This is a genomic window from Chelativorans xinjiangensis, assembly GCF_009812055.1.
Taxonomy (GTDB): domain Bacteria; phylum Pseudomonadota; class Alphaproteobacteria; order Rhizobiales; family Rhizobiaceae; genus Chelativorans; species Chelativorans xinjiangense.
Genome location: NZ_WQNH01000067.1, coordinates 1 through 21,382, shown reverse-complemented (window position 1 = coordinate 21,382; position 21,382 = coordinate 1). Strand labels below are relative to the sequence as shown.

18 protein-coding genes and 3 pseudogenes are annotated in these 21,382 nt (G+C 65.9%); 6 read left to right on the top strand and 15 right to left on the bottom strand.

Going from position 1 to position 21,382, the window contains the following annotated elements:
* Positions 1 to 141 precede the first annotated feature (141 nt).
* The 6 genes from GM910_RS24780 to GM910_RS24755 are packed head-to-tail and all read right to left on the bottom strand — an operon-like array spanning position 142 to position 7,188.
* Positions 142 to 603, bottom strand: a complete 462-nt coding sequence (locus GM910_RS24780) for a MarR family winged helix-turn-helix transcriptional regulator (RefSeq protein ID WP_159593048.1) — start codon at positions 601 to 603, stop codon at positions 142 to 144.
* Positions 600 to 1,184, bottom strand: coding sequence for an amino acid synthesis family protein (locus GM910_RS24775; RefSeq protein ID WP_159593045.1), 585 nt, complete (start codon positions 1,182 to 1,184; stop codon positions 600 to 602). The genes GM910_RS24780 and GM910_RS24775 overlap by 4 nt, the downstream gene beginning before the upstream one ends.
* Positions 1,177 to 2,064 carry a UPF0280 family protein gene (locus tag GM910_RS24770; RefSeq protein ID WP_159593042.1) on the bottom strand — a complete coding sequence of 296 codons (888 nt, stop codon included), beginning with the start codon at positions 2,062 to 2,064 and terminating at the stop codon, positions 1,177 to 1,179. Before GM910_RS24770 ends, GM910_RS24775 begins: the two co-directional genes overlap by 8 nt.
* Entirely contained in the window at positions 2,061 to 3,587 is a 1,527-nt protein-coding gene (locus tag GM910_RS24765; protein ID WP_159593039.1) for a 6-hydroxynicotinate reductase, read from the bottom strand. Before GM910_RS24765 ends, GM910_RS24770 begins: the two co-directional genes overlap by 4 nt.
* Positions 3,584 to 6,331 carry a molybdopterin-dependent oxidoreductase gene (locus tag GM910_RS24760; RefSeq protein ID WP_159593036.1) on the bottom strand — a complete coding sequence of 916 codons (2,748 nt, stop codon included), beginning with the start codon at positions 6,329 to 6,331 and terminating at the stop codon, positions 3,584 to 3,586. Before GM910_RS24760 ends, GM910_RS24765 begins: the two co-directional genes overlap by 4 nt.
* Positions 6,328 to 7,188, bottom strand: coding sequence for an FAD binding domain-containing protein (locus tag GM910_RS24755; RefSeq protein WP_159593033.1), 861 nt, complete (start codon positions 7,186 to 7,188; stop codon positions 6,328 to 6,330). Before GM910_RS24755 ends, GM910_RS24760 begins: the two co-directional genes overlap by 4 nt.
* A 155-nt stretch (positions 7,189 to 7,343) precedes the next feature.
* On the opposite strand from GM910_RS24755, the gene pncA reads away from it, so the two are divergent.
* Positions 7,344 to 7,943, top strand: a complete 600-nt coding sequence (gene pncA, locus GM910_RS24750; RefSeq protein ID WP_159593030.1) for a bifunctional nicotinamidase/pyrazinamidase — start codon at positions 7,344 to 7,346, stop codon at positions 7,941 to 7,943.
* 86 nt (positions 7,944 to 8,029) lie between these two features.
* On the opposite strand, the gene GM910_RS24745 is transcribed toward pncA, so the two are convergent.
* From GM910_RS24745 to GM910_RS24715, 7 genes are all read right to left on the bottom strand, one after another.
* A complete protein-coding gene (locus tag GM910_RS24745; protein ID WP_159593027.1) occupies positions 8,030 to 8,737 on the bottom strand; it encodes an ABC transporter ATP-binding protein in 708 nt (235 codons plus the stop codon).
* 2 nt (positions 8,738 to 8,739) lie between these two features.
* A complete protein-coding gene (locus GM910_RS24740; protein ID WP_201285589.1) occupies positions 8,740 to 9,471 on the bottom strand; it encodes an ABC transporter ATP-binding protein in 732 nt (243 codons plus the stop codon).
* The gene (locus GM910_RS24735; protein WP_159593021.1) at positions 9,468 to 10,421 is read right to left on the bottom strand and encodes a branched-chain amino acid ABC transporter permease; all 954 of its coding nucleotides are present in this window, start codon (positions 10,419 to 10,421) and stop codon (positions 9,468 to 9,470) included. Before GM910_RS24735 ends, GM910_RS24740 begins: the two co-directional genes overlap by 4 nt.
* The gene (locus GM910_RS24730) at positions 10,418 to 11,299 is read right to left on the bottom strand and encodes a branched-chain amino acid ABC transporter permease (RefSeq protein ID WP_159593018.1); all 882 of its coding nucleotides are present in this window, start codon (positions 11,297 to 11,299) and stop codon (positions 10,418 to 10,420) included. Before GM910_RS24730 ends, GM910_RS24735 begins: the two co-directional genes overlap by 4 nt.
* Before the next feature lie 214 nt (positions 11,300 to 11,513).
* A complete protein-coding gene (locus GM910_RS24725; RefSeq protein ID WP_159593015.1) occupies positions 11,514 to 12,818 on the bottom strand; it encodes an ABC transporter substrate-binding protein in 1,305 nt (434 codons plus the stop codon).
* Between the two features lie 147 nt (positions 12,819 to 12,965).
* A complete protein-coding gene (locus GM910_RS24720; RefSeq protein ID WP_246226337.1) occupies positions 12,966 to 14,393 on the bottom strand; it encodes a hypothetical protein in 1,428 nt (475 codons plus the stop codon).
* A gap of 74 nt (positions 14,394 to 14,467) precedes the next feature.
* A complete protein-coding gene (locus GM910_RS24715) occupies positions 14,468 to 14,707 on the bottom strand; it encodes a hypothetical protein (protein WP_159593012.1) in 240 nt (79 codons plus the stop codon).
* A gap of 240 nt (positions 14,708 to 14,947) precedes the next feature.
* Between GM910_RS24715 and GM910_RS24710 the strand changes: the two genes are divergently transcribed.
* From GM910_RS24710 to GM910_RS24700, 3 genes and pseudogenes are all read left to right on the top strand, one after another.
* A complete protein-coding gene (locus tag GM910_RS24710) occupies positions 14,948 to 16,246 on the top strand; it encodes a Gfo/Idh/MocA family protein (RefSeq protein ID WP_159593009.1) in 1,299 nt (432 codons plus the stop codon).
* 374 nt (positions 16,247 to 16,620) lie between these two features.
* Positions 16,621 to 17,043, top strand: coding sequence for a tannase/feruloyl esterase family alpha/beta hydrolase (locus GM910_RS27470; RefSeq protein WP_201285588.1), 423 nt, complete (start codon positions 16,621 to 16,623; stop codon positions 17,041 to 17,043).
* 44 nt (positions 17,044 to 17,087) lie between these two features.
* A pseudogene (locus GM910_RS24700) lies at positions 17,088 to 17,307 on the top strand (transposase domain-containing protein); the annotation flags it as partial.
* Between the two features lie 432 nt (positions 17,308 to 17,739).
* On the opposite strand, the pseudogene GM910_RS24695 reads toward GM910_RS24700, so the two are convergent.
* Positions 17,740 to 19,628: pseudogene (locus GM910_RS24695) on the bottom strand (FAD-dependent oxidoreductase).
* A 59-nt stretch (positions 19,629 to 19,687) separates the two neighbouring features.
* Between GM910_RS24695 and GM910_RS24690 the strand changes: the two are divergent.
* Together GM910_RS24690 and GM910_RS24685 are read left to right on the top strand one after the other, a co-directional pair.
* Positions 19,688 to 20,074: pseudogene (locus tag GM910_RS24690) on the top strand (TetR/AcrR family transcriptional regulator); the annotation flags it as partial.
* Positions 20,075 to 20,115: 41 nt separating this feature from the next.
* Positions 20,116 to 20,667 carry an Ldh family oxidoreductase gene (locus tag GM910_RS24685; protein WP_425482730.1) on the top strand — a complete coding sequence of 184 codons (552 nt, stop codon included), beginning with the start codon at positions 20,116 to 20,118 and terminating at the stop codon, positions 20,665 to 20,667.
* Positions 20,668 to 20,680: 13 nt separating this feature from the next.
* Here the strand turns inward: GM910_RS24685 and GM910_RS24680 are convergent.
* Positions 20,681 to 21,382: flavin reductase family protein (locus GM910_RS24680; RefSeq protein WP_159593006.1), on the bottom strand; the 702-nt coding region annotated here is incomplete at its 5' end.

Genomic DNA, 21,382 nt, shown 5'->3' with positions numbered 1-21,382 from the left:
CCGCGAAACGTCTGAAACAGAGTAGAATCAATGTCATGCGCCGTGTCCAGAAAATTTAACCGGACACCAGTGGGTCAAGCCCGAGGATCCATGCCTGAACATCGCCGCACCACCAGCGGTCAAACATAAAGGCCGTTGATATTACCCGTCCGCCAGCTTCGACAGCAGCCGGAGGAAGGTGGCGGCTTCGCGGGGTGTGAGGGGGGCGAGTGTATCGTCGGTGACATCGCGGGCGAGCGGCAGCAGCGCTTCGATCGCCGTGCGGCCCTCGTCGGTGAGATTGACCAGCAGGCGGCGGCGGTCGCGGGCGTGCGGCGCGAGGGCGACGAGGCGGCGCACCTTCAGCCGGTCAATGACGCCCTTGATGGTGGCCGCGTCCATGGCGATCAGCTGGCCGAGCTGGTTTTGCGAGGTCTCGCCCACCTCGTGGAGCTTGGCGAGAGCGGCGAATTGCGGCGGCGTGAGGTCGCCGATCCTGGCAGCGAAGATCGCAAGGTGGCGCTGGTTGGCCTTGCGCAAGACGAAACCTACCTGCTCGTCCAGGCGGTAGTCCTCTGCCTTGCGGCCTTCCTCTACCAGTTCCAGCTTGCCGGAAACGCTCATCTGAGGCCGTCCTCCCCCTTCACATCCTCGGCCTTGAGGCCGCCCATGCGTGCATGGACGCGCGGTCCGCAGGCCATGGCGAGGCAGAAGAGGATTTCGTCAGGCCTCGGCCCGTCGGCGATCCCCACCTCCATGGCGTCGAAATGGCTCCGTACGTAGGCGGCGTTGATATGGCCGAGGGGGACGTCGATGCGCGCGCCAAAGACGCCGACCTTCTTGGCCGAGGGCACGATGGCCTTGGCGTCGCCCAGCCGCTCGCGCATGGCGTAACCACCGGGCACGTGCCACAGGGCGCCGTGCTCCAGTTCGCCCGCCGTGCCGACGATGGCGCCCTTGCCGAAGCCGTCGATGGCGGAGATGTCTCCGCCAAGCGTTTCGATGAGGCGGTCCGTGAGCTGCAGGCCGAGCGGCTTCAGGTCATCCATGGCGCTTTCCAGTTCCTGCGCATAGCGCCCGGCGAAGGGGTTCTTCACCAGCGCCATGGCCGCGGCGCGCCGGCGCGGGGTCGCGGGCGCGGGCCCGCCCTCGTGGAGGATTTCCTCCGACAGCACGGCGATCTTGCGGATGATGAATTCAGGCATGACAGATGGTCCTCCCGGGAAGCTTATGGGTGTTGCCGCCGGTTGCCGCAAGCGGGCCGCAGATGCGGCTTTCGCCACGCAGAAACAGGGCTGCGGAATGGATGTGGCCGCGTTCGGCCATGGCGTTCGCCGTGGCAAGTCCACGCTCCAGCGCGGTGGCAACCTCCGCGCCGGAAAGCGGACCGACCTCCTGTGTCACCAGCCGGTCGCCGAGATCGCTGTCGGGGTCGATCTTCGAGGCGGGGATGCGGGCAATGCCCGGATGGCCGGGCAGATCGACGGCGTTGGCGATCAGCGTTGCGGCGACGTCGGCCGCCGCCGCGTTCTCCGCCAATACGGTGACGGCATCGGCGATGCCCAGCGAATGGCTGCGCCCGCGCCAGCCGCTGGTGGCGATGCCGCGAACCGGATCGTTCGCGGCGATGGTCAGGCGGTCCGTGAAACCGTGGCCGGTGCCGGCGATCGCCGCGTCCATCCGTTCGCCCGGCGCCAGGTAAAGGGCGACGTCGCCGCCATTGTTGACGTAGGCACGCCGGAGGCGGCGGCCCGCGACCATGGCCGCCAGCGTCTCGTCCGCCACGCTGCCCGCCACCGCCGCCATGGGGGTGACGAAGGTTTGAGAGTGGCGTAACGTCGCCTCTTCCATGCGTCTGGCCGCCGCGAAGCGGAAGGGGCGCGGCGTCCTGCCCACCGGCCGGCGCAAGGAGGAAAGCTCCGATACGAGTTCTTCCAGGATTGTCTCGAAGCGCTCGGCGGCCTGGGCATAAGCCGCCTGCCGCTCCTCTTCCGCGCCGAAGGCTTCGACGACAAGGTCGATGGGCCCGTGGTTCATGTGCAGCCGGCGGCGATCGGCGAGCCAGGTGACAACGGGGCCGCTCATCCCTTCGGCTCCCGGCGCAGCTGCTGCAGCGGCGGCCAGGGATTGCCCGCCGGCGCTGGCTTCCCCTCGCGGCTGTTGAAATACTCGCCGCCCTTTTCCAGCACGTCCTCGATCGGGCGGATCTCATCCGCATAGCCGCCGAGGCGGATATAGTCGTCGCGGCGCAGGGTGAACTCGATGGGCGCCACAAGTGCGGGTGTCGGCACGTAACCGAAGGCGTTGTCGGGCATGCGCGAGACGTCGACCATCAGGGTGATGCCGCCGCCCGGCCAGACGTAGACCGGCGCGCCGCCGCAGGTGACGTAGGTCTGAAGGCCTTGCACGGAGCGGGTGAGGTTCACCGGGTTCTCGGTCACGCCGGCGCGCAAGCTACCGCCGGCCCCGCCCATGAAGAGCACGGTGCAAAGGGCGGGTTCGCAATTCTCCTCGATGAGTTCGACCGATTTGCGCAGCCGTTCCGGGAACTGCTTCTGCACGGGTTTCAGATCGTCGTCGAGCTCGTAATAGGCAAACTGCTCGCCCGTGGTGGAGACCATGAGCAGGGAAAGGCCGGGCCGCGCGCCCTTCTTGGCGTTGAAGTCGCCCAGGATCTCCAGCGGATCGGAGATCGTCGTACCGCCCCAGCCGAGCCCTGGCTCCGAGACCTTGAAGTAGCGGCCAGGGGTGGAGCGGCGGCCGATGATCTTTATGCCGGTATCCTCCCAGCCGATGACCTTGCCCGCCTGGTGCTCGGAGACGACGCCGGTGATGTGGTCGTCGACCACCACCACCTCGTCCACCAGCCCCCGCCACTGGGTGGCGAACATGCCGATGGTGGCGGAGCCGCAGCCGACCCGCATGCGCTCCTCGCGCCTGCCGTCGATGACCGGGGCAGCACCCGCCTGGACGACCACCGTGGCGCCGCCGTCGATGGCGAGTTCCACCGGCTTCTTGTTGCACAGGTCCATGAGCGTGTTGCAGGTGACGCGGCCTTCCGCCTTGGAGCCGCCGGTGAGGTGCTTCACGCCGCCGAGCGACAGCACCTGCGAGCCGTATTCGGCGGTGGTCACGTGGCCCACCGGCTCGCCCTCGGCGCGCACGGTGGCGGTCTCGGGGCCGAGATGCCGGTCGGTATCGATCTTCACCTTGACACCGCAATAGGAGAAGATGCCTTCGGTGACGACGGTCACGAGGTCGATGCCTTCGACTTCCTGGGAGACGATGAAGGGCGCGGGCTTGTAGTCCGGATAGGTGGTGCCGGCGCCGATGGCGCTGACGAAGCGGCGCTTCGTGTTGACCAGTTCGCCGCCCCAGGGCTCCTCGTCGCCGAATGGGACCACCTCCCTCCCTCCCTCCTCGGCGTGTTCGAGGATGGTGACGGGATCGCAGCGGGTGATCTTACCGCCGAAATTGCCGTAGCGGTCGCAGGCGCCGGTGCGGCCCTCGGCGATGTAGCACATCACCGGGCAGGCGTCGCAGCGCAGCTTTTCGCCGGTCGGCTTCTGCGGCGGCTCGATCTCGAAGCGTTCGGAAAGCTCGTTCATGGGGCTTTCTCCACCGCCTGAATTGCCTCGAGCACGCGGGCGGGTGTGGCCGGGACCTTGGTGATCTCGGCGCCAGTGGCATGGCGGATGGCGTTGAGGATCGCCGGCGCGGTCGGAATCAGCACGTGCTCGCCCAGCCCCTTGGCGCCGAACGGGCCTTCCGGGTCCGGCACTTCCATCAGAATCGTCTCGACCTCCGGCACGTCGCCGATGGTGGGTATGAGGTAGTCGTGCAGGTTCTCCGTACGGCCTGGAATGTACTCCTCCATCAGCGCAAGGCCGATACCTTGCGCGATGCCGCCCTCGATCTGGCCCTCGGCCAGAAGCGGGTTGATCGCGCGGCCGACGTCATGCGCGGCGGTGACTTTCCGGAGCTTCACCGTGCCCAGCGTCACATCCACCTCCAACTCCACGAGCTGGGCGCCGTAGCCGTAGATGGCGTAGGGTTTGCCCTGCCCCTTCTCGTCGAGCGCCTCGGTCGGCGGGTCGTATGTGGCTTGCGCGGCGAAGGCGTAGCCGTCCGCGTCGAGCGGCAGCGACGAGAGGGCGATGCCGCGCCGCACTTCGCCTTCGCTCACCAGAAGGTGCTGGCCTTCGACGGCGATCTCCGCCGCCTCCGAGACGTTGGCGAAGCGCAGGATCTTCTCGCGAAGCGCACGGCCGGCAAGCTCCGCCGCCTTGCCGGAGACATAGGTCTGGCGCGATGCCGAGGTCTTGCCGGCGTCGGGCGTCATGCCCGTATCGCCACCCAGAAGGGTGAAGGTGGAGAGGGGAAGGCCAAGGGCGTCGGCGCAAATCTGGGTCACCACGGTGTTGGACCCCTGGCCGATGTCGACGGCGCCCTGATGCAGGACGACGCAGCCATCGGGCGCGATGCCGAGCTTGATGGTCGACGGGTTGGGCAGCGAGGTGTTGCCGCAGCCATACCAGCAGGAGGCAACGCCGACGCCGCGGCGGGTCTTGCCGGCGGCGGCGTTGTGGCGCGCGGCCTCCTCGAGGGCGCGCCGCCAATGGGCGCGCAGTTGTTCCAGGCACGGGCGGATGCCGACGCCGCTCGCCAGAAGCTGGCCGCAGGTGGTTTTCTGCCCGTCGGTCAATGCGTTTAGGATGCGGAACTCCAGCCGGTCGAGGCCGAGCTTTTCGGCAAGCCGGTCGTAGAGCGTTTCCTGCATGATGGTGGCCTGGGGCACGCCGAAGCCGCGGAAGGCACCGGAGACCGGACCGTTGGTGTGGATGGCGCGGCCGACGGCGCGGTAATTGGGCGTGAGATAGGGGCCCGAGGCGTGCACCGGCACGCGGTTGGCCACCGTCGGGCCCCAGCTTGCATAGGCCCCGGTGTTGAAATCGCCTTCGAAGACCATGCCGGTGATGCGGCCCTGCGCATCCGCGCCGATAGCGGCCTTCATCGAGGCGGGGTGGCGCTTGGTGGTGGAGCGCATGGAATCGCCGCGCGTATAGGCAAGGGCTGCCGGGCGCCCGGTCTTCAGCGCCACGAGCCCGATCAGCGGCTGCAGCGAGACGTCGAGCTTGGAGCCGAAGCCGCCGCCGGTCGCCAGCGGCACGATGCGCACTTTCTCCGGCGGCAGGCCGAGGACGGCGGCGGTGTCGTCGCGGTCCATGTAGGGGGCCTGGGTGCATGCCTTGACGACGAGTGTATCGCCTTCCATGGCGGCATAACCGGCCTCGGGCTCGATATAGGCGTGCTCGACATAGGAGGTCTCGATGGCGCCGCCGACGGTGGCATGGGCGCTCGCCAGCGCGGCCTCCGGGTCGCCGCACTCGACGTAGCCCTGCGTCAGCAGGTTGCCGTCGCGGCCCTCGTGCAGCGGCGGGAAGGTTTTCGCCTCCTCGGGCGAAAGCGCGTGGGGAAGCTCCTTCCAGGCAATCGGGAAGTCGGCCAAGTCGAGATCCTCGATCGCCGCGCGCTCGCCGGCGATGAGCGCCACGGCCTCGCCGCGGAAGCGCGCCCGGTTTTCCGCCAGCGCGGGCTGGTCGGCGAAGGGCGGGATAACGCCGAAGCGGTTGCGGCCGGGGATGTCGGCGGCGGTGAAGACGGCGAGGATGCCGGGGTGGGCGCTGAGGAAGGCGGCCTTCGTATCGCCGATCTCGAACGCCGCGTGCCAGTGCGGCGAGCGCACCACCAGCACGGACAGCGCGTCCTCCGGCCGCTCGTCGGCGCCGAAGATCTCCGCACCCGTCACCTTGCGCTCGCCGTCGAGGCGGATGGGCGAGGCGCCGACGGCGGCACGGGCGGGGATGAGTGCGGTGTCGAGCGCGGTTGGGCCGTTGGCGTTTGTCACCGCGCGCACGATCTTGCGATATCCCGTGCAACGGCAAAGAACCCCGCCCAAGGCATCCTGCACTTCCGTCTCGCTGGGAACGGGGTTCTTCTCCAGAAGCGCTGTTGCAGTGACCAGAAGGCCCGGCGTGCAGATGCCGCACTGGGCGGCGCCATGGCGCAGGAACGACTGCTGCAGGGCGGACAGGGTGCCGTTGGCAAGGCCCTCCACCGTGCGCACGCGCGCGCCCTCGACGCTCGCCGCCGGGGTCAGGCAAGCACACACCACCTCGCCGTCGACGATGACCGAACAGGCACCGCAATCGCCGGCGTCGCAACCGACCTTGGTGCCGGTCAGGCCGAGTTCATCACGCAGGACGGAGGAGAGGCGCTGCACGGGCGAGACGGCAACGGAAACCGGTTTGCCGTTGATCTCGAAGGAGAGGGAGACGGGGGCGGCGCTCATGCGGCAAGCCCTCCCTCAGCACTGCCGCCCATCGCCTGGAGCAGCGCGCGGGCAACGATCTCGCGCGCCGCCTGCAGGCGGTAGCTCGCCGTGCCGCGCACGTCGTCGATGGGCGAAAGCTCAGGGAAGCCGTAGGCGGCGACGATGCCGGCGCAGGCCTGCACCGGCTGGCCTTTCAGCCTTTCCTCCAGGCCAGCAAGGCGTTGGGCGACGGCCGAGCATGAGCCGACGGAGATGGCGGCCTCGACGATTTTTCCCTGGGCGGTTGTCACGCGCGCAGCCGCCATGGCAATTGAGATGACCAGGTAGCGGCGGGCGCCGAGCTTGACGAAGCCGGACGCGCCGGTGGCCGCGTGCCGGGGGATGCGGACGGCGGTGACCATTTCGCCGGGCCCACGCGCCGTCTTCCGGTTGCCGAGGATGAAGTCTTTCAGCGGCAGGGTTCGGGTCTCCTTCACCGAGTGGATTTCCACCTCCGCATCGAGGATGAGTAGCGGCGGTACGCCGTCGGCGGCGGGCGAGGCGTTGCAGAGATTGCCGGCGACGGTGCCGCTGTTCTGGATCTGGATCGAGCCCACCTCGCGCGCGGCCAGCTTCAGCGCATCGAAGGCGGGCGGCAGAGGATGGCGGAGAACTTCGGTCCAGGTGGTGCGGGCGCCGATGACGATGTGGCTCTCAATGTCCACGATGCCCTTCAGGGCGGCGAGGCCGTTAATGTCGAGCACGTTGTCACGCAGCGGCGCGCTGCCGAGCGCGGGATAGAAATCCGTGCCGCCGGCGAGGATCGTCCACCGCGCCTCGTCCAAAAGCCGGAGCGCTTCTTCAAGGTCGGTCGGTTTCGCGTAGCGTGTCGCCATGCCCGCCTGCCTGCCTCGTTCCCCGTCGCGCCTTCTCTTGTCGTTCGTGTGGGCGCGGAATTCGTTCGTGTACAAATGATATACCTCGCGGCCGGCTTGTCAAAGGGGAACATTGGGCTAGGTTGCGGGAGGAACCACGCAAACGGAGACGCGGCATGGCCGACGAGGCGCTTATCGTCATCGACGTTCAGAACGATTTCTGCCCCGGCGGGGCGCTGGCCGTGGAAGCGGGGGACGAGGTGGTGCCGGTGATCAACCGGCTGATCCAGCGCTTCGACCATGTGGTTCTGACGCAGGACTGGCACCCGGCCGGCCACTCCAGCTTCGCCTCCTCGCATCCGGGCAAGGCGCCCTTCGAGACAATCGAAATGCCCTATGGCGAGCAGACGCTGTGGCCGGACCACTGCGTGCAGGGGACGAAGGGCGCGGCGTTCCGTGAGGGGCTCGAATGGACCAAGGCGGAGCTCGTCATCCGCAAGGGGTTCCGCAAGGAAATCGACAGCTATTCGGCTTTCTTCGAGAACGACCACGAAACGCCCACGGGGCTCACCGGCTATCTGCGTGAGCGCGGCATCGCCAGGGTGACGCTCGCCGGGCTCGCCACGGATTTCTGCGTGGCCTTCTCGGCGCTCGACGCGCGGCGCCAGGGGTTCGAGGCGACGGTGATCCTGGGGGCCTGCCGTGGGATCGATCTCGGCGGTTCGATGGCGGCGATGACGCAGCGGATGCGGGAGGCGGGGGTGGGACTCGCTTAGACCAGGATGAATTCAGATCGGGTCACCAACCGCGCATCATCCCGGCCGAAGGGGTGGTCCGACCTATTCTCATCTGGCCCCAGGCCCTACCCCACCCCCACATACCGGTGCACCATCTCCGGGTCCTCGCGCAGCCGCTCCACCTCCACCGTCTCACGGTTCTGCCCGTTCTCGATGAAGGAGACGCGGTCGGCGACGGGGAGGACGGCATCCACCCGCTGCTCGACAAGGATGGTGGAGACGCCGTGCTCGCGCAGGGCGGAAACGGTCTCGCGGATACGGGCGATCATGGAGGGCATCAGGCCCTCTGTCGGCTCGTCGAGGAGGAGCACGTCGGGCTCCAGGCAGAGCGCGCGGGCCATGGCGAGCATCTGCTGCTCGCCGCCGGAAAGGGTGCCGGAGCGCTGTCTCAGCCGCTCGCGCAGGATGGGGAAGAGGCCGAGCACATGCTCGCGCGTGGCTTCGCCCTTGTTGCGGGCCATGAGGCCGATTTCGAGGTTTTCGGCGACGGTGAGCTCGGCGAAGAGGCGGCGGCCCTGCGGCACGTAGGCAACGCCTGCCTTGGGTACTTCGTGGGCGGCCAGGCGCGACAGCTCCATTTCGCCTTTCAGGATGCTGCCGGCGCGCACGGGCAAAATGCCCATGACGGCCTTCAAGGCCGTGGTCTTGCCGGCGCCGTTGCGGCCGAGCAGGCAGTGGACCTCTCCCTCACAGAGTTCGAGCGAGAGGCCGCGCAGGACCTGCACGTCGCCGTAGAAGCAGTCGATCCGGTCGAGTTTCAGCGCTGTCGCCATCGTCAGCCTCCCAGATATGCCTGCTGGACGGCCTTGTCGGCGCGGATCTCTTCCGGTGTGCCCTCGGCGAGGATGCAGCCCTGGTCCATGACGGTGATGCGCTCGGCCAGCGCCATCACCACGTCCATGTTGTGTTCTATGAGGAGGACCGTGGCTTCCCGGCCGATCTCGCGCACCAGGGCGACGAAGCTGTCGATCTCGCCGTCGGAAAGGCCCTGGGTCGGCTCGTCGAGGATGAGGAGGCGCGGCTTCAGCGCCAGGCCCATGGCCACCTCGAGAAGCCGCTGGTGGCCGTAGGCGAGGTTGCCGGCGCGCCTTTCCGCAAAGTCTGCAAGCCCCGTCTTCTCCAGCGCCGCCATACCGTCTTCCTCGAGCGCCCGCGCCGTCGGGCGCGCTTGCCTGTCGTCGAGCAGGTGGCGCTGCGCGGCGAGCGCCACGTTGTCGAAGACCGTGAGGTTGGAAAAGATGCTGGTGATCTGGAAGGTGTAGGCGATGCCGGCGCGCACACGCTTGTGGGCGGGCAGGCGCGAGACGTCGCGGCCGTCGAAGACGACGCTGCCCGAGGACGGCAGGATGCGGCCGCAGACGAGGCTGACGAAGGTGGTCTTGCCGGCGCCGTTGGGGCCGATGATAGCGCGGATCTGCCCCTCCGGCAGGGCGAAGTCCACCTCCCGTACCGCCTTCAGGCCGCCGAAGGAGCGGCTGAGGCCCCGCGTGGAAAGAAGCGGCGTCACGGCAGCCATGGCAGCCACCTTTCGCGCACCGTGCCGGCGATGCCCTTCGGGAAATAGAGGATGAGCAGGATGAGAGCGAGGCCGACGACCAGCAGATACGCGGTGGTGTAATCCGACGCCGTGTCGATGATGTAGAACATGAACAACGTGCCGATAAGGGGCCCCAGCGTGGTCGCGCCGCCGCCGAGAAGAACCCAGAGCAGCGGCAGGATGGAATACTGGATGGAAGCGAAGCCGGAACCGACATAGCCGAAGAGGACGGCGTAGGCGGCGCCCGCGGCGGCGCAGATGAGGCCGGAGATCACCACGGAAGCGAGCTTGTTGGCAAAGACGTCGTAGCCCAGCATGCGCATGCGCTCCTCGTTCTCGCGGATGGCTATCAGCGCCCGGCCATAAGGCGAGCGGACGAGGATGAGGGTGAGGCCAAGGACGATGGTGAGGAGCGCCAGTGCGGCCATATAGCGGGTGGCCGGGTCGGTGAGGCTGAAGCTCGCGCCGGGCAGGGCGAGCGTGCGCATCGCCTGCGGCAGGACCAGGCCTTCCTCGCCGCGCGTATAGGTCGTGAAGTAGAGGGTGGTCAGGTAGAAGACCTGGGCGAACATGAGCGTGACGATCATGAAGGCGACGCCCGTCGTCCTCAGCGCCAGAAAGCCGACGACGAGCGCGAGAAGTGTGCCGGCGAGAAGGCCGGCGCCGAGGGCCGGCCAGATGCTCCAGCCGAGATGGTAGACGGTGAGGCCGGCACCGTAGAGGCCGGCGGCGAAGAACATGGCGTGGCCGAGGCTCAAAAGCCCGGTGTAGCCGAAGGCCAGGTTGTAGCCCATGGCGAAGACGGCCAGCACCATGACGCGGGAGAAGATGCCGCGGTGGTATTCCGGCAGCAGGAAGTTGAGGGCGAAGAGCAGCAGGATAACGGCTGCGTGGAGCCAGAGGCTTTTTGCATTCGTCATCGCGCCACCGTCCCGAACAGGCCCTGGGGGCGGAAGACCAGCACCAGGGCGACCAGGAGTGTGGCCAGCATCTTGGCAAGCGTGGGCGAAAAGAACATGGAGATGATGCCGTCCGAAAGGCCGATGAGGATCGCCGCGACCACCGTGCCGCGCAGCGAGCCGAGCCCGCCGATGATGACGACGATGAAGGACAGAAGCAGCGGGTCGAGGCCCATCAGGTAGTGGGCCTGCTGGATGGGAACGATGAGGACCGCGGCGACGGCCGCAAGTGCCGCGCCTAGCGCGAAGACGCCGGCATAGACGCGGCCGACGGGGATGCCGAAGGCCTGTGCCGTCTCGCGGTCGTACTGGGTGGCGCGCATGACGAGGCCGATCTTCGTGCGCGTGAGCGCGAACCATGTGGCGAGCATCATGAGGATGGAGGCGGCGATGACGGCCAGCTTGTAGGCCGAGTAGCCGAACCAGGGCAGGCTGATGCGCATGTCGAAGGGCGCCTGCACCGGCCGCGCCTCCGGGCCGTAGAAGGTGAGCGCGAGCTGCTGGATGATGTAGAGGAGGCCGATGGTTGCGACGATGGTGGCTTCCGGCTCGTAATTGAGCCGGCTCAGCACCAGGCGCTCGGCGACGAAGGCTATCGCCGCGACGACCAGTGGGCTGAGGACGAGGGCGAGGAGGAAGCCGATGGCCGGGTGGCCGGTCACGAGGCTGGCAAACCACCAGGCGAGGACGGCGCCCAGCATGTAGAACTCGCCATGGGCGACGTTGACCACGCGCATGACGCCGAAGACCAGCGAGAGGCCGAGCGCCATCAGGGCCAGCACCGCCGCGGTGACGAGACCTTCAAGTGTGGCGAGGAGGAGGTAGGGTCCGAAGGCCATGGATTATCCGATAGAGGCAGGCGCCCTGTCGCGCGCCCCTTTGGCCTGCCGGCTATCTCCCCCGCAAGGGGGGAGACTAGCCCGCACCGGCTCTCCGTCTGCAGCGGCAAAGTTGCCATGAAGGCACCGGTGATGCGGCCAGCCAATCTCCCCCCTTGCGGTGGAGATAGCCGGCAGGCCAGAGGGGGGCACGACGGGCGCCAAGGCGAATTTCTTAAAACGACATCGCCGTATAATCGGCTTCCGGCTCGTACAGCCCGTCGTCGATCGACGTCCGGTGCACCACCTCCAGCTTGCCGTCCTTCACCTGGCTGATGCTCTGCTCGCCGAAGACCTGGTGGATCTTGCCGTTGAAGACCTTCCGGCCCTGCGGGTGCTCCCGACCGGCTTCCATCTCGCTCATGGCCTCTGTGGCCTCGATCAGCTTGGCGCGGTCGCCCGGTCCCTGGTAGTCGGCGGCCTCCATGGCGGCCTTGATGACGTGGAGCGTCTCCCAGCAGCCGAACATGTGGGCGGCGGTGGAGACATCCTGCGGGTCGTTGAGGCTCGCGCCGTTCTCGTCGATGCCGACGGTCTCGCGGTAGAAGGAGACGTGGTCGGGCTGGTCGGCTTGCGCGTAGCGCGGCATGCCTTCCCAGAAATGGCTGCCCTCGAGGAATTCGAGGCCGGGGCTGTTGATGTCGACGGCTTCCAGCGAATCGATGAAGCCGAAGAGCTGCGGTCCGCCGGTGCCGAAGAACTCGCCCATCTCCTTGACGAAGGTGAGCACCGCCGGGCCGACCATGACATGATAAATCACGTCCGTGTCGCGCGGGATCTGCGGGAAATAGCGGGTAAAGGAGGTCTCCGTCGGCGGGATCGGCACCTTGGCGACCACCTCGCCGCCCTGGGCCGCAATCGCCGGCTCGAAGAAGTCGCGATGGTCATGGCCGAAGGCATAGTCGGGATAGACCAGTGTAACCTTCTTGCCGAGGTTGCCGGCAATCCACGGGGCGACGGAGCGCACCTGCGCCTTCACGTCGGTGATGCCCGGCTGCACGCAGTAGCGGTTCAGCTTGCCGGAGGCGACGTGATAGCCTTCGCTCACCACGTAATAAGGGATCTTCAACTCACCCGCCATCGGGGCGGAGCCGACGACGACGTGCGAGAAGAGCGTGCCGTAGACGAGATCGACCTTATGCTGGTTGGCGAATTTCTGCACCACTTCGGAGCCGCGCGCCGGGTCGGTGCCGTCGTCCTCGATGACGATCTCCAGCGGCCGCCCGTTGATGCCGCCCTCGTCGTTGATGAGCTTGGCGGCGGCGTTGGTCACGCGCTCGTACCAGCGGCCATAGGCGGCGCCGATGCCGGTGCGGTGGCACTGGAAACCGATCCTGATTGGCTCGGAGGACTGCGCCTGGGCAAAGCGCGTGAAGCCGGGCGCGGCCATCAGGCCGGCGGCGGCGCCGAGGCCCTTGAGCGTCGTCCTGCGGGTGAGCCCGTTACCCGAAAGGATATTGGTATTGCGATCTTCCCTCATGCCGTTCCCCTTCATCGGCTGTCGTGGCCAAGTGTCCAGGCTGTTTTGAGCGACGTTTCTTGTTGCCGAAAATCACTTGTGTACAAACTAAATCACCAATCGCGCCTTTCGGCAATACGGCATCGCACAAGCGGAGTTCGGCGCATCCTATCCGGCTGTCGGCGTCGAGAGAAGCCACAGGCCGAAGACCGTATAGCCGATCATGAGGGCGGTCATGGGGATCTGGCTCAGGCTGGCGCGGCGGGCCGAGCCGTGGAGCCGGTAGGCGATGGCATGGGCGAGAGCGACCGCCAGGATGTGGCCGGCGACGATGGCCGCGGCCTGGGCGTTCCAGATCGTCCAGGCGGCGCGGGCACCCAGCACCACGCCCGCCTCGACATGGGCGATCGACGTGCCGAAAAGGTTCCAGCCCTTGAAAAAGGGGTCGGACATGGCGGCCAGCGCATACTGGCCGTTGACCAGAAGGGCCGCCAGGTAGTGGGAGAAGTGATAGGCGAGCGCGATGGGCGCGATGGACCAAACGAGAAGGCCCGCCGCCCGTCTCCACTCGCGTCCGCCGGCCAAGCGCTCGCCCACCCATGTGGTAAGCGCGAAGGCGGTGCCGAGGCAGAGGAAGACGGCGAGGAGGCCGAACGTGTTCTGCCAGATCACCGCGGAGCGGCCGGGGAAGGCCAGTGGGTTGATGCCGATCAGGCCGAGCCAGAAGAAGGTGCGCATGAGACCGTCGAAGGAGACGGTGGCGAGCGCCAGGAGAAGAAAGGCGATGCCGCTTGGCGGCAAGGGTTGCGCATCCATGAGCTTGCCGCCTGGCAAGCCGAGGGAGAGGCGGAAGCCCTTCGGCGTCTGGCGGGCCTCGAAGAGAGAAAGCCGGGAGAGCATGCGGAAGAAGACAGAGAGGAACTCCATGCGCCCCGTCCAGGCATCAAAGCCGAAAAGGCAGATGCCGGCGAAGGCGAAGAGCCAGTAGGCAAGAGCGGCGGCGGCCAGCCGCGCCGGGTCGTCCGGCGCGGTATCGATCAGCTCGAACCAGGCAAAGGCGAAAAGGAGAAGCAGGGCCGGCTTGTAGCCGAGCTTCCCGGGAAGGTGGAACCATCCGTCCTTCCGGCCCGCCAAGCGGGCGAAGAGCGTCCACGGCCCGTACCAGGGATTGAGCCACGCCCAGAGATTTCCGAACAGGCCATGGGCGAGGGTGAGCCCTACCCACAGAAGCGTCCACACCGTGAGCGGCAGCGGGTTGGCGAGCGGATCGCGGCTGCCGGATACGCCGGCATAAAGGAGGAGCGCGAAGAAAAGGAAGGAAAGAAGGCTGGCGGCGGCGCGCCCGTCTACCCGCAGGTTGGCAAGCGGCAGGCGCCTTTCGCCCAGCCGCGCCACGGTTCGCGGAGGCAGGAAGGCGAGCACGAGGAAGCTTGCCACCACCGCCAGCGCCCCACCCATCGCGTAATATTGCGTCGGCAGAAGAAGCACATGTCCCCGCTCCGAGGCATGCGCGAAGGCCGGCCCGCACAGGACGAAGGCTGTGAACGGTGTGGTGGGGACGGAGAGAAAGGCGAAGCGGCGGGCGGCGAACTGCATGCCGCCAATGTGGCCGAGGTGCGGCGATTTGAAAAGCGGGCGCGCGCTTCGCTTCAGAAGCGCGCGCCGGGACTTCAGATTCCGAGCAGCGTCTTGGCTTCCGCCAGCGACGCTTCGGATGCGGCATGGTCGCCGGCCTGGTGCTGCTGCTCACCCTGCGTGCGCAGCTCCATGACCCTTGCCCTATCCTCGTCCGAGAGATCGGCCGTCTCCAGCGCCGCGTCAACCTCCGCCATGAGGGCGGGACATTGATTGGCGAGGGCCGTCACCGGAAAGGCAAGCAGCGACAATGCGAGAATGATAGAACGCAACATGGAAAACTCCTCCTTCGCCGGCGTGGCATCTGCTGCATTTTGCCGGCGAAGCGGACCATATCGCCGCGCCTTGGTTCTGTGAAGGCGAGGAGCGCTCACGATTGCGCGAGCTTGCCCGGTACGGGCGGTTGCCTGACTGACCGATCTTTACAATCGCCGCCGAACGGTGATGATCTACGCCGCCCGTGGCGGCGATGCCGGCGGCGCGTCTGTTCCAATTCTCGACCGGGAGCTCGTTTCTTGAAATATGCAATCGTAGGCACTGGCGCGCGACACCAGATGTTCCGGCGCGCCATCACCGAAACCTATGGCGGACAGAACGAGCTGGTCGGCCTGTGCGACACGAACGACAGGCGGCTGGCGCTTTCGGCGTCCGCCATCCCCGATCAGAGCGGCAACGGCATCGCCACCTACAAGGCGCCGCAGTTCATGCAGATGCTGGACGAGCAGAAGCCGGATGCGGTGGTCGTGACCGTGCCGGACTATCTGCACCACGAATATATCGTCGCGGCCATGCGGGCCGGTTGCGACGTGATGACGGAAAAGCCGATGACGACGGATCTCGGCAGGCTCAAGGCGATCCTCGACGCGCAGAAGGAAACCGGGCGCTCGGTCGTCGTCACCTTCAACTACCGCTACACGCCGGCGCGCACGCAGATCAAGGACATGTTGCAGTCGGGCGCCATCGGCACGATCACCGCCGTCGACTTCAGCTGGCATCTCGACCGGGTTCACGGCGCCGACTATTTCCGCCGCTGGCACCGCTACAAGGACAAGTCCGGCGGCCTTCTGGTGCACAAGTCCACACACCACTTCGATCTGGTCAACTGGTGGCTCGATTCCTCCCCCAGCGCCGTCTCGGCGCAGGGGCGGCGCGCCTTCTACCGGCCGGAGACGGCGGAGCTTCTGGGGCTCGACGATCGCGGCGCGCGCTGCCACGACTGCCCGGCCGCCGAGCGCTGCGACTTCCAGCTCGATCTCGCCGCCGACGAGGCGCTGCGCCAGATCTATCTCGAGGCGGAGGATATCGACGGTTATTTCCGCGACCGGTGCGTCTTCGACGACGACATCACCATCGAGGACACGATGCAGGTGCAGGTCGGATACGAAAGCGGCGCCATGCTCAACTACACGCTGTGCGCCTACAGCCCATGGGAGGGGCTTGAGGTGCGTTTCCACGGCACCAAGGGCGAGCTCGTCCATCGCCACGTGGAGGTGCACGGCGTTTTCGGCGGCAAGCGGGAAAGGCCGGTCGAGGACGCCATGACCACCGTGCTTCACGTGGCGGGCGAAAGCCCGCGGAAGCTCGACGTGTGGACCGGCGTGGGCGACCACGGCGGCGCCGACCCGGTCATGCTGGGCTATCTGTTCAGCCCCGACAGCATGGAAGAAGACCGCTACGGGCGCGGCTCGACGCATGTCGACGGCGCGTGGTCGATCCTGACCGGCATCGCCGCCAACGCCTCGATGGCAAGCGGAGAGACCACGCACGTGGCACGCATGCTCAGCGAGAACGGGATCGAATTGCCGCGGCGGTAGGTTAGGAGGGTCAGACGGCCTGCCACCCGAAGCCCGAAGGGCGTAGGGTGGCGGGCCGTGCAGGATAGCGATGAGAACTATGTCTACGCTATAGCTCTCTCTCATGATGGTCTCGTCTGAATGTGCGCACGGCTATTCTGACACCGGAACAAAGTCCGGTGCAAGCTGGGAGTGAGCGACTTGGCGGGTGTGCTGCGCGCCTGTTGCCGACGACGATTGATCAAACTCTCATCCGCGGATTGGCTCCCGCACGACCCTTTTCCGTCGTGGACGTTCCTCCGGCTCCAAAACGGGCGTCGACAGATTCTGCCCCCAGGGCTATCTCGAGGATTGTCCGCGTCAATCGGAACGCGCAGCACGCCTGCCAAGTCGTGATGTCAACGATGCGATTCTCTCCTTTCCGTTCGTCCGCTCCTCCGAGAGCGCATGCGCTACCGACGTCAGCGGCAGACCTACCTTGGAACCGGTGCCGGCGTATGACGGGCGATGTCCCAGATGAAGCCATATATGAGCAAGGTGACCTCGTGCGCGTGCCGACACAGGAGTGGGCGCGGCTCTATCTGGTGCCGGGAATGGCTCATTGCCGCGGCGGCGAAGGGCTTGACCAGTTCGACATGCTGAGCAAGCTGGTGAACTGGGTGGAGAACGGCAATGCGCCCGGCCGAGGTCGTTGCGACCGGTCAGGCTTTCCCAGACCGCGAACGGCCGCTGTGTCCCTATCCGACCTACGCCCATTATACGGGAGAAGGCGACCAGCAATCGGCGACCAGCTTCGAGTGTCGCCAGTAAGACGCTGAGACTGGATCGGCGCCGGCCTGCTGCCGGCTTCATTTCCGTTCCAACCAACAATGCCGCGGAAATATCCCTCAGGGGCGTTGCCCTTGGCCGAAAGTTATGGCTCTTCGCCGGCTCTGAACGCGGAGGCCACCGCGCTGCCTTCACGTACACCCATGACCATGACGGCAAAGCTCAACGGCATCGACTCACAGGCCTGGCTGGCCGATGTCCTCGTCCGCTTGCCCAACACACCCGTGTCGCGCCTGCCGGACCTGCTGCCATGAGCCTGGGGCCAAACCCATGGTGCTGCTGACAGGAAGGCCGCATGACCGCGTTGCCCACCTCAAGGTCGCCCTCGGCGATTTCGAGCCTCCCGCCATGCGGCGGGTGGAAGGTCCCCCTTAACCTGCGATTGGATCGCCTGCATACCGTCATCCAGGAGGTCATGGGCTAGACTGACACGCACCTCTCGAGTTCCGCTTCCGCGACTGAACCGCCGCCCGGAACCTCTTTTCTCATCAGCTCTCCTTACGGGAGAACTGTTACCCTTTTCGTGTCTCAGAACCGGGGGGCACTACAGCTTGCTACCCGCAATGCCACCGTGGGTATTCCGATCTCATGGACCAACGGCCAAGTTGCGCCAGAGGAGCCGGCCATCCGGCTCGGCTCAGTTCATTCCACGGCGGTCAGGTTCAGGCGCGCCCCTTACCTGAAGATCAGATATCCTTGAGCAATCGCAGCGCGTCGTAGATTGCGGCATGCGTGTTGCGCGCGGAGACGGCATCGCCGATCCGGAAAAGCTGGAATTCACCTTGGCTGTTGCGGGCGACCGACTGCGGAACACCGGCGATAAGCTGCTCATGCGACATCTCGCCGAGGTTGGTGGATGCCGGCTTGAGGTCGAAGTAAAGCTCATCCAGCGGGATCGTGCCGTGGTTGATCACCACTTGATCGAAGGCGCGCCGCTTCGCGACACCTCCATAGTCACTGCCGACATGGGCGATCGGCTGATTGCCGTCCTTCTCGACCGCTTCGAGGCGGTAGGTGACCGTGAAGGTGACATCCAGCTTTTGAAGCGAGCGCATATAGGGTACGAGGCTCATGGCCATGACCTCGGGCGCGAAGGAGCGATCGGGCGTCATGATCTCGACCTTCGCCCCGGCATTGGCGAGGATTTCGGCAGCCTGCAGGCCGGCGTGATCGCCGGCGTCATCGAAGACGAGAACATTGGTGCCGGGGCTTCACATCGCCAGAGATGATGTCCCAGGAGGAAACGACGAACGCGTTGCCCTCGGACAGCACCTCGGTGTGGGGCAGACCGCCCGTCGCGATGATGACGACATCGGGCTTTTCTTCCCGGACGGTCTCGGCTTCGGCCCACGTGTTGAAGTGTGCTTCTCGCACTGCGCCATGCGCCGTCGATGATGCTGATCATCTCTGCGCGGCGATGGCTCTGCGCCGTCAGGCGAACTTGACCGCCAGGGTCGTTCGCCGCTTCAAAGACGACCACCTCGTGGCCGCGCTCTGCAGCCACCCGGGCAGCCTCCATGCCGGCCGGTCCCGCGCCGATGATGACAATTTTCTTTCTTGCATCGGCCCCGGAAATTTCATGCGGCATGGTGCTTTCGCGCCCCGTCGCCGCGTTGTGGATACTGTAGGCGGCCCCGCCTTGATTGATACGGTCGAGGCAGTAGTTCGCGCCCACGCAGGGCCGAATGTCGTCCTCGCGCTTTTCGATGATCTTCCGCACGATGTGGGGATCGGTCATGTGAGCGCGGGTCATGCCGACCATGTCGAGTTTACCCGAGGCAATGGCGTGGCGCGCGGTCGCCACGTCCGGAATCTTGGCCGCATGGAAGGTCGGGAAATTGGTGGCAGCGCGAATCTCGCCGGCAAAATCGAGATGAGGTGAATTGGCCATGCCTTGGATCGGAATGACGTCGGTCAGGCCGGCATCGGTGTCGATGTGCCCCCTGACGACGTTGAGGAAGTCGACCAAGTCGCTGTCCTTGAGGCGCTTGGAGATTTCCAGGCCGTCCTCCTTGGCAAGGCCGCCCTCGAGCATCTCGTCACCCGTATAGCGAACACCGACAATGAAGCCGGGACCGACACGCTTACGAATCTCCTTCAGGACGTCGAAGCTGAAGCGCAACCTGTTGTCGAGAGAGCCGCCATAGGGACCATCGAGCTCGTTCGTCAGGGGCGACCAGAACTGGTCCATGAGATGGCCGTAAGCCTGCAGCTCAATGCCGTCCATGCCGCATTGTCCCAGCGCGTCCGGCGGCCGAGATGGGTGAGCTGAATCATCACCGCAGCGCCCTCTTCGTGGACCGCATCGGTCAGGTCCTTCATCCACGGCACCACCTCGTCCTTGTGGACGAGGAGATTGTTGAAGACCGGCGGGCTGTCTTTCGAGACGGCCGCCGAGCCCGCCATCATCGTCATCGCGACCCCGCCCTTCGCGCGCTCCGCATGATAGGCGCGGTAGCGCTCCTTGGGCATGCCGTCTTTCCGGATAGGCCGGCTCATGAGACGTCATGATGATGCGGTTGCGCAGCGTCAGGTGCTTGAGCTGAAAGGGCTGAAGGAGTGGGTCGTTCGACATCTGCCTGGCTCCAATTTAAAGGCGTTCAGCGAGCCGCGTTAATTTGTTAGGAGCGATCCATGGAGCAGACTTTAAAGGATAGCGGGTGGCGCGGCTCTCCGGACCTCTGGCTGGGCGCTGCCTACGAGACCCTGCTGGAATCCGGCGTTGATGCCGTCAAGATCATGCCGCTGGCAAAGAAGCTCAATCTGTCGCGGACGAGCTTCTACTGGTTCTTCAAGGATCGCGAGGAATTGCTTGATGCCCTGATCTCGCGGTGGCGCGAGAAGAACACGGGTAATCTTATCAAGCGGGCCGATGCATATGCTGAGACGCTCGCCGAGGCGATGCTGAACGTCTTTGACTGCTGGCTGGACAGCGAAGTCTTCGATTTGAAGTTCGAATTTGCCGTCAGGAGCTGGGCGCTCCAGTCGCCCGAAATCCTGGCCGAGGTGAGACAAGCCGACTAGCAGCGCCTCGACGCCTTGACGCGGATGTTCGTGCGGATGTGGCGGGTGGTAGAAAGCCCGTATTTGGCACGAATCCGCTTGCCTTCGGCGCTCCCCTGCCGGCGCCGCAGGCTCCGCTGATCATCGATCAAGCCACCAGCGCAACCGCCTTCGTGAACATCCTCCGGGCGGCGGCCAAAAAGACTTCCATTCCCGCCGGGTGGGCCATCGACGATCAAGGTGCCCCAACGACCGATCCGGCAGAAGCCATGCTTGGCGCTTTGCTACCCTTCGGCGGTTATAAAGGGGCGAATATCGCCCTGCTGGTCGAAGTCCTGTCGGCGGGCCTCGCCGGGGCTTCGTGGTCTCTCGATGCGGGAAACTTCCGGTCCGGCCACCGGCGTCCGAATGTCGGACTGACCGTCATGGCGATTGCACCCGATGCCGTCGATCCCGATTTCGTAGAGCGTGTGGGGGACCATCTCCACCGACTGGCAGAACTGGGCGTGCATCTTCCGGGCGCCGTAACAGGACAGGCGCCCCCGGACGAGACGGAAACGATCGAGATTGGAGCCGGTATTCTGGCTTCCATCTGCTGTTTCATCGGGTGACCTGGTCTATTTGCTACACTTCTACCGTCACGCGGCTGATCGGGTTGGAACAACAGGCGAGGATATAGCCGTCGTCGATATCCTCGTCGGTGATGCCGCCATTGTGCACCATGTGCACCTGGCCTTCCGTTTTGCGAATCTTGCAGGTTCCGCATATCCCCATGGTGCAACCCGAGGGGATCACCAGACCCGCCGTACGGGCGGCGGCCAGGATTGTGTCGGTCTCCGCGCAATTTGCCGTGATGCCGGAGGAGGCAAACTCCACGACGGCATCGCTCGTCTCGTCCGGGAACTGGTTGTCGGGCACGACCTCGGTTTCCGGCAGCGGCGCATGGAAGCTTTCCTGATGGTAGCGGTCCATGTCGTAGCCGAGGCCGGCCAGCGCCTCGCGCACGGCCTGCATGAAGGGTTCGGGCCCGCAGCAAAAGACCTCGCGCTCGAGATAGCCCTGCGCCATGAGGCCCAGCATCAACTGGTTGAACATGCCCTGATAGCCGGTCCAGGGCCTGTAGTGATCGGTCTTCTCGACCACCCATTTCAGCTCGATGCCGGTGACGCGCGAGGCTATGTGCTCGAGCCGTTCGCGGAAGATGATCTCGAAGGGGCGGCGCGCGCAGTTGACGAAGACGCGTTCAGCGCGTCCGCTATCGCCATGGCATGGGGGATGAGCCTTCGCGCCGATGCGGAGGCGTCGAGACAAGCCAGAACAGGCGAA

What these genes read in the sequence shown, in the direction of transcription:
- GM910_RS24780 (WP_159593048.1), bottom strand. Translation starts at nt 603, where the DNA reads ATGAGCGTTTCCGGCAAGCTGGAACTGGTAGAGGAAGGCCGCAAGGCA.
- GM910_RS24770 (WP_159593042.1), bottom strand. Translation starts at nt 2,064, where the DNA reads ATGAGCGGCCCCGTTGTCACCTGGCTCGCCGATCGCCGCCGGCTGCAC.
- pncA (WP_159593030.1), top strand. Translation starts at nt 7,344, where the DNA reads ATGGCCGACGAGGCGCTTATCGTCATCGACGTTCAGAACGATTTCTGC.
- GM910_RS24720 (WP_246226337.1), bottom strand. Translation starts at nt 14,393, where the DNA reads ATGCAGTTCGCCGCCCGCCGCTTCGCCTTTCTCTCCGTCCCCACCACA.
- GM910_RS24775 (WP_159593045.1), bottom strand. Translation starts at nt 1,184, where the DNA reads ATGCCTGAATTCATCATCCGCAAGATCGCCGTGCTGTCGGAGGAAATC.
- GM910_RS24735 (WP_159593021.1), bottom strand. Translation starts at nt 10,421, where the DNA reads ATGACGAATGCAAAAAGCCTCTGGCTCCACGCAGCCGTTATCCTGCTG.
- GM910_RS24715 (WP_159593012.1), bottom strand. Translation starts at nt 14,707, where the DNA reads ATGTTGCGTTCTATCATTCTCGCATTGTCGCTGCTTGCCTTTCCGGTG.
- GM910_RS24730 (WP_159593018.1), bottom strand. Translation starts at nt 11,299, where the DNA reads ATGGCCTTCGGACCCTACCTCCTCCTCGCCACACTTGAAGGTCTCGTC.
- GM910_RS27470 (WP_201285588.1), top strand. Translation starts at nt 16,621, where the DNA reads ATGTCAACGATGCGATTCTCTCCTTTCCGTTCGTCCGCTCCTCCGAGA.
- GM910_RS24760 (WP_159593036.1), bottom strand. Translation starts at nt 6,331, where the DNA reads ATGAGCGCCGCCCCCGTCTCCCTCTCCTTCGAGATCAACGGCAAACCG.
- GM910_RS24765 (WP_159593039.1), bottom strand. Translation starts at nt 3,587, where the DNA reads ATGAACGAGCTTTCCGAACGCTTCGAGATCGAGCCGCCGCAGAAGCCG.
- GM910_RS24755 (WP_159593033.1), bottom strand. Translation starts at nt 7,188, where the DNA reads ATGGCGACACGCTACGCGAAACCGACCGACCTTGAAGAAGCGCTCCGG.
- GM910_RS24725 (WP_159593015.1), bottom strand. Translation starts at nt 12,818, where the DNA reads ATGAGGGAAGATCGCAATACCAATATCCTTTCGGGTAACGGGCTCACC.
- GM910_RS24745 (WP_159593027.1), bottom strand. Translation starts at nt 8,737, where the DNA reads ATGGCGACAGCGCTGAAACTCGACCGGATCGACTGCTTCTACGGCGAC.